This is a genomic window from Campylobacter sp. Cr9 (genome assembly GCF_020138295.1).
Lineage (GTDB): Bacteria > Campylobacterota > Campylobacteria > Campylobacterales > Campylobacteraceae > Campylobacter_E.
In genome coordinates this window covers 24,387-31,015 of sequence record NZ_JACGBH010000019.1, presented here as the reverse complement: position 1 = coordinate 31,015, position 6,629 = coordinate 24,387, and the positions used below count along the sequence as shown (strand labels likewise).

Genomic DNA, 6,629 nt, shown 5'->3' with positions numbered 1-6,629 from the left:
AAAAAAATTTATAAAAAAAAAAAAAAAAAAAAAAAAAAAAAAAAAAAAATAGAAATTGAATTAAATATTTGCGATAAATTTTAAGCAAATTTTAAAAAACTATTTACTAAGATTAAGCCTTGCTTTAAGCAAAAATTTATTTTAAGGAGATGTCATGGTAAGACACAAAACGGGGGGGGGTATTTAAGCTCTCATTAGTTGCAAGTGCATTAATCTTAAGCACTAGCTTAAACGCTTTAGAGTTAAACAAAGCTACTCACGCAGAAGCTGAGAAAGACTACTACAAAATTACAAGTGATATTACTGAAAATATTACTATTAAAAACTACGGAAAAGCAACTTTTCAAGAAGACATGGGTCTTAAAAAAATTACAGGTGATATTGTAAATAATGGAGCGTTTTTATTAGACCATGAAGGTGGTGGTGTTCATAAAGAACATGTTTTAACAGGTAGTTTTACAAATAATAAAAGCTTAGTTGATTTTAATCAAGCCTTAATTGACCCACAATTTACAGAAGAAAAAGTAGGTTTTTTTAAAAAACTTTTAAGTTTAAATAAAAACTACAAAATCAATGGTTTGATTGATGGAATTCAAGTAGATCTTGCAGAAGGTAAAAAAATTACAAACAATAGTGGTTTGCATGTATCAAATATAGAGATTAAATCTTTAGGAACTACAATTGAGAATAATGATTTATTTGTTTTAGATGAAGGTGCTATTGAAAGTAGTAGTGGTGTAGCTATTAGTGGAAATGGAGATGTAATTTTACTTGATGCTGATGTGAATGGTAGCGTAAGTGCTAAAGATTTATATGTAATGGGAACACCAGTTGGAAATGATAAGCCACTTATAGCAAGAGAGCCTAGTATTCCACATGGAAAACAAACAAGTGATTTATATGGTGGAGATATAACAAGCTCTAATTTAGCTAAATTTGAAACAGCTGTAATCGGCGGTAAAGTTACAGCAAATACTAAAGCAAGTGCAAATAATTCATTCTATGGTTTTAATACTACTTTTAAGGGTGCTATTGATAATCAAAACGGCAAAGCTAGATTTATTCTTTCAGACATTCAAAACGGAGTTAAGAGTAAAGGCGATATAGAAATCTATGGAACAAAAATAAATGGTAATGTAGAAACAGAAGGAAAATTCATAAGTGGAGCTCATCAAAAAGAATTAGCGAATAAGCATTTCGCAAGTCTTTTAAATAGTGAAAAAATAGCAAGTGCTGAAGATATGAAGAAACTTGATGAGATAATGGGAAATGAAGAAAATTTCTTACCACTTATTAAAGCAGCAACTTCAAATTCTCATGATGTTGATAGCACAACATTTTATAAAGACGCTTTAAAATATGTAGATAGTGAAGACTTAATATCAGGAGATTTGATAGCTAATGGCGGTATTGATACAACTGGTTTTGAAATGAAAGGAACTGGGGTTGTTAGGGTTGCTAAAGGCGATATAAATACTATTGTTAGCAGTTTTGAAAATACAGGTGGTGTTTATATTACAGAAGGTAATTTAAATGCTAATAACACAGAATTTGCAAGTGATGTAAATATTGCTAAGGGTGATTTAAATGCTTTAGGAAATTTATTGACCGATAAAGCTGATAAAAGTGGTTTAAATCCTGCATTTAATTATATTGAAGATGATGATGCAATTAATACAATGTCAAGATTTAAAAATATCAATGTAAATGATGGAAATATAAGCCTAACAAATACTTATGCAGAAGGAATCATAGCAAACGATAAAGCTACAAGCTCTAAAACAATTACTCTTAAAAATGCAGTTATTGATAATCTTACACACGGAGCAAATAAAAAAGACGCAGAGTTTAATGTAAATGCAAATAAAGCATTATTTGGAGAAAGCGTTATAAACTACGGCTCAATAAATGCTGTTAGCTCAGTGTTTGATAAAGATGTTAAAACTAAAAATCTAAGCTTAAGCGGAATTGTTGAAGATGTAGAAAGGCTAGATAAAGAAGCTGGAGTGTATCACGGAGAGATTAGCTATAACGCTAATATCGCAGCTTCAAATAATCTAAGCTTAACAGGAATTGAGAGTGCTTATAAATTAGATAAGAGTGCTAATACTACACTTTTACAAGCAAAAAATATAAACATTACTAGTTCAGCTATTAAAGGTCAAGTTATAGGTAATGCTGATATTAGCGATGATTTAACTACTGGTGTAATGGCAAGTGGTGTAAGTGCTACTAATTTTTATAAAGACCCTATTTCAAAAGGTTCAAGCATTAATCTAAATAACGCTATTGTATTTGGTGATATAAAAGCAGATAAGTTAAATGCAAACGGCTCTAAGATTACAGGTAGAATTTTAGCAAATGATTTAAATGCAAGCAATAATACATTTATTATGGGTGGCACAAACAATACATTCCTTGGCACAATGATTGCAAGAAATAGCACAAGTGGAGCAAATAACGAAATAGGATTACTTGGCTTAAGTGTAAATAATGGCAAAGCCGATGCAAGTAATCTAGCAAACCTACCATTAGCTTTATTAAAGGTTGGAGCTGGCACAGCAAACGCTGAAAATTTCGTAACAAAAATCGGTGTTTATGATGGGCTAAGTGTATATTCGCTAGATAAGAAAAATATCTTAAGCGGGACATTAAAGCAAACTGATGGCGATTATATTTATTATTCAGTAGTAGCAAATCCTGTTAATGCAGTTGCAAGTAGGGCTGATGCTAGTAAGACAAGTGATAATTTTAGTGCTGATAGCAAAAGTGGTGCTGATAAGAGTATCTTAGATAATGCAAGTTCAAGCGTAGGAGCAATTGCTCAAAATGCAAGCGATGTTGCAAAAGGAACCGCAAGTGATGAGGTAATGGCAAAGGCAAACAATACTGCAAATGATACAAGCAAGATTGTAGCAAATGAAACAAGCCTTGATAAAGCAATTGAAGAAGCACAAACAGATATTAAAAATGCAGCAATTGAAGAAGCTGTAAAAGTAGAAAACTCTTCAGCAAATGGCAATGAAATTGAGCTTACTTTAAAGGGTGCTAATACAAAGGCATTAAAAGATGCAAAAAATATGCTAAATCAAACTTATTATTCTTATGTTAGCGAATGGAATAATCTAAACAAAAGAATGGGCGAACTAAGAAATAATAATGGCAAAAACGCTGGAATTTGGATTAGGAATTTCGGTGGAGTTGGCAAGATTGATAATGCTAAGATTAAGTATTATGAAGTGCAATTTGGTGCAGATAAACAAACTAGCACAAATTACGGCGAACTTTATACAGGTGTAATGGCAAATATAGGTCAAAATACAAGCAATTCAAGCGATTCAAAGGTTAAAAATCACGGCTTTGGTGCTTATGTTAGTTTAGTTGGTAATGATGGCTTATATATTGATGCGACTGCAAGATATACTCATCATAAATCTACATTTAAAGATAATGTATGGTTAGGCGATTTAAAAGATAGCGGAAGTGGTTTCTTAGGAAGTGTTGAAGCTGGATATAGAATGGGAAGTGATTTTTATCTTGAGCCTAGTGCTGAGCTAATCGTTGGCTATATTCCTATGGCTAATCTAAAAGGTAATGATAAAGTTACTTTAAAAAGCGAAGGTAAGTTTATGAGTGCAGCTAAAGTTGCTTTAAGTGCTGGTGCAAATATTAATGATAGCTTTGGTTTAAGAGCTAGCGTTGGTGGGGCATTTGATTTAAACAAAACTCCTACTATAACACTAAGTGATGGTGTAACAAAAAGAGTTGAAAAAGGCTTTAAAGATAGTCGTGGATTTGCTAGTGTAGGAGCTAATTTTAACTTAGGAAATAATACTAAGTTTAGCTTAGATGCTGAAAAAACATTTAGTGGTAAGTATAATACAAACTACAATATAAACGGAACTTTAAGATATTCGTTTTAAAAAATAGCCCTAGAAATAGGGCTTATTTTGATAATTTATTTTCTATATACTCATCTACACTTCTTTTAAAATTAATCGGTGCTCCGATAAATGGAATTGGCGCAGATGAACCAGCACCATTTATAAATATTGTGCCGTAATTAAAAATCCTACCAAGAATTCCTTGACCAACTCTAATGCTTTCTATTTTTTCTAATCTTAGTTCTATTGTATCTCTTCTAATAAAGCCAAATTTTGCTATAACTTTTTTATTTGTTAAAGCAAGTTCTGTTGTTGTAATAATTACAAACATACGAAGCAAAAGAAAGATAATAAATATAGCAATAAAAGGATGAATACTAACACTTAAAATCGCTAAAACTAAAATAGCAAAAAAATCACCTAAAAAAGCAAAAATACTAACCTTTGCCTTCATAACAACGCTCTCATCTGCGCCTAAAACCTGTTCTACATAAGACATAAGAACTCCTTTTAAAAAATTAAAAAAGCATTATACCCCCCCCCATTCTTAACTTTAACTTAAATTATAAAAGTATTTTGTGCTTAATTTAAATAATTTTTTAAAGAATTTGAAATAGGAATTTCAAAACGAAATTCCTAAGCTTATTTAAATAAAAAAGAGTTCTTTAGCGTTATCTTTTAAGATGATGTCTTTATGTTCGCCTGCAACAAAACAAAAATCATTAAAAGCTTTTTCGTAGTTTATTAAGTTTTCATAGTTTGTATGTGGCCAATCGCTTCCATAAACAAAGCGTTTTATACTAAATATATCTTTTAATTTATCAAAAACATCTTTGCTAAACGCCAAATCATTATCTAATCTATAAAAACCACTTACCTTAAAATAAATATCTAAATCTTTGAAATTACTAAACTCATCTAATAATTTAAATGTATCTTTACTAGGTCTTACAAGATGGTCTATCATAATTTTTACATCATATTTAGCTAAATCTTCAATAACTAAGAGTAATTTATCTAGCTCTTTATGTAATTCTATGTGTTTTTTGCTTTCTTTTAAATACGCTAAAACATCTTTATAATCATTAAAATTAGGCTTATCTTTTCCTATTAGATTAAGCCTTAGTCCGCAAACTTTTTCATGCATTAAATCATTCATATTGTTTGGGCTTATCACCACAACACCTCTTAGGTTATCATTTTCAAGTGCATTTAATAAATAAGAATTATCAACACCTAAAAAACTAGGCTGGATTAAAACCCCATAAGAAAAATTAAAAGCCTTTAAATTAGCCAAGTATTCTTTAGCACTTGCGTCATAATTTGGCACATATCTAACTACTTTAGCAGCACTTTCGTTCGCTCTAAAAATATGAGCATGAGTATCTATATACATAATTCCTCCTTAAAAAATATTCATAACAACAATTCCAGCAATAATCGCTGCAACAAAACCAATAGGTATAGCCTTAACAATCAAGCCTTTAAATAAGCTATCTTTATGCTCATTTGAAATAGCACCAAGCACAAGTGAGCCACCAGAACTAAATGGAGAAATCGCACTTGCTTGAGCTCCAATTACTATGCAAGTAAAAAGCACAACTTCACTAAATCCACTAGCAAGGCTTAAAGTAGGCACAAGTGGGAAAAGTGCAGGAGTAACCACACCTAATGTGCTAGAAAATAGCGACATAATAGCAGCTATTATCATCATCATTATAGGAATAATAATTTTAGGAACATTAGTTTCTACAAAGCCTGATAATTGATTTATAACTCCAGCTTTTGTAGCAATACTTACTAATATCCCAACCCCGCAAATCATAATCAAAGTTCCCCAAGGAATAAGAGCTACTACCTTTTTTTCATCGCCTAATTTTAAAAGCAAAGATATAGCTACAAAAATGATTGCAATTAGTCCTATATCTATTTTTGAGTTTATAAAACTTATTGTTTTAGCATTAGGAAAAGCTATGTGAAGTAGTGGAAAAACAAGCACCAAACACATCATTAAAACCATTAAAATAAGTGTTGTTTTTTGTTTTTTATCAAAGGTTATTACTTCATCTAAAAGGTTTATTTTTACATTGTTTTTCTTAGCTTTTAAAACAAAAAATGTAATCACAAAAATAGGCAAAATAAATGTAAATAAAAATATCACAAACGCATCATTAAACGCTACTTCTTGACTAATCCCAGCATTTTGCATCAAACCACGAAATATTATTCCGCTTTGTGAAGTTGGAAAATTTGCCCCGCCTAAAGCTCCATAGTTAATCGCCATTGCCCCGCCAACTCTATCAAGCCCTGTTTTTTCACATAGTAAAAATGTAATAGGAGCCATAAACGCTAGCACGCTGTAAAATCCAGCACCCATAGCAGCAATTAATGCAGATACTAAAAATATAGCATAAGGTAAAAAATAAGGATAATTTTCAAATTTTTTGATTAGAAATGCTGCTAGTTTTTCTAGTGTTCCATTTACACTTGCGAAGTTATAAAACAGCGAAACTGCAAATATAACAAAAAATATAGAAATAGGCCAAAATGCAATGATTTCTTTAGGTTTTAAATCCATAAAAAATGCACCTATGATATATGCAAAAATCATTGCAAATATACCTATATTTAGCTTTGTTACATAACCAATAGCAATAGATAAAATTATTGCCAAAATAATAAAAGTTGTAAGCATTATTTTTCCTTTCTTTTAAATAAATTATTTTATTATAACACTAACTTTAT

4 protein-coding genes are annotated in these 6,629 nt (G+C 30.6%); 1 reads left to right on the top strand and 3 read right to left on the bottom strand.

Annotation, left to right across the window (positions count from 1 at the left end; all coding sequences use genetic code 11):
- Positions 1-353: 353 nt before the first annotated feature.
- A complete protein-coding gene (locus tag AVANS14531_RS08335; protein WP_336612050.1) occupies positions 354-3,923 on the top strand; it encodes an autotransporter outer membrane beta-barrel domain-containing protein in 3,570 nt (1,189 codons plus the stop codon).
- A gap of 22 nt (positions 3,924-3,945) precedes the next feature.
- Here the strand turns inward: AVANS14531_RS08335 and AVANS14531_RS08330 are convergent, their stop codons facing one another.
- The 3 genes from AVANS14531_RS08330 to AVANS14531_RS08320 form a co-directional block, all read right to left on the bottom strand.
- Positions 3,946-4,383, bottom strand: coding sequence for a PH domain-containing protein (locus AVANS14531_RS08330; RefSeq protein WP_239818400.1), 438 nt, complete (start codon positions 4,381-4,383; stop codon positions 3,946-3,948).
- Between the two features lie 147 nt (positions 4,384-4,530).
- A complete protein-coding gene (locus AVANS14531_RS08325; RefSeq protein WP_336612049.1) occupies positions 4,531-5,280 on the bottom strand; it encodes an amidohydrolase family protein in 750 nt (249 codons plus the stop codon).
- A 9-nt stretch (positions 5,281-5,289) separates the two neighbouring features.
- Positions 5,290-6,579 (bottom strand): SLC13 family permease, encoded by a 1,290-nt coding sequence (locus tag AVANS14531_RS08320; protein WP_336612048.1) that lies wholly within the window; start codon positions 6,577-6,579, stop codon positions 5,290-5,292.
- Positions 6,580-6,629: the final 50 nt, after the last annotated feature.

Bases quoted from the DNA above. Each gene is read 5' to 3' on its own strand.
- AVANS14531_RS08335 (WP_336612050.1), top strand. From the start codon at position 354: ATGGGTCTTAAAAAAATTACAGGTGATATTGTAAATAATGGAGCGTTT.
- AVANS14531_RS08330 (WP_239818400.1), bottom strand. From the start codon at position 4,383: ATGTCTTATGTAGAACAGGTTTTAGGCGCAGATGAGAGCGTTGTTATG.
- AVANS14531_RS08325 (WP_336612049.1), bottom strand. From the start codon at position 5,280: ATGTATATAGATACTCATGCTCATATTTTTAGAGCGAACGAAAGTGCT.
- AVANS14531_RS08320 (WP_336612048.1), bottom strand. From the start codon at position 6,579: ATGCTTACAACTTTTATTATTTTGGCAATAATTTTATCTATTGCTATT.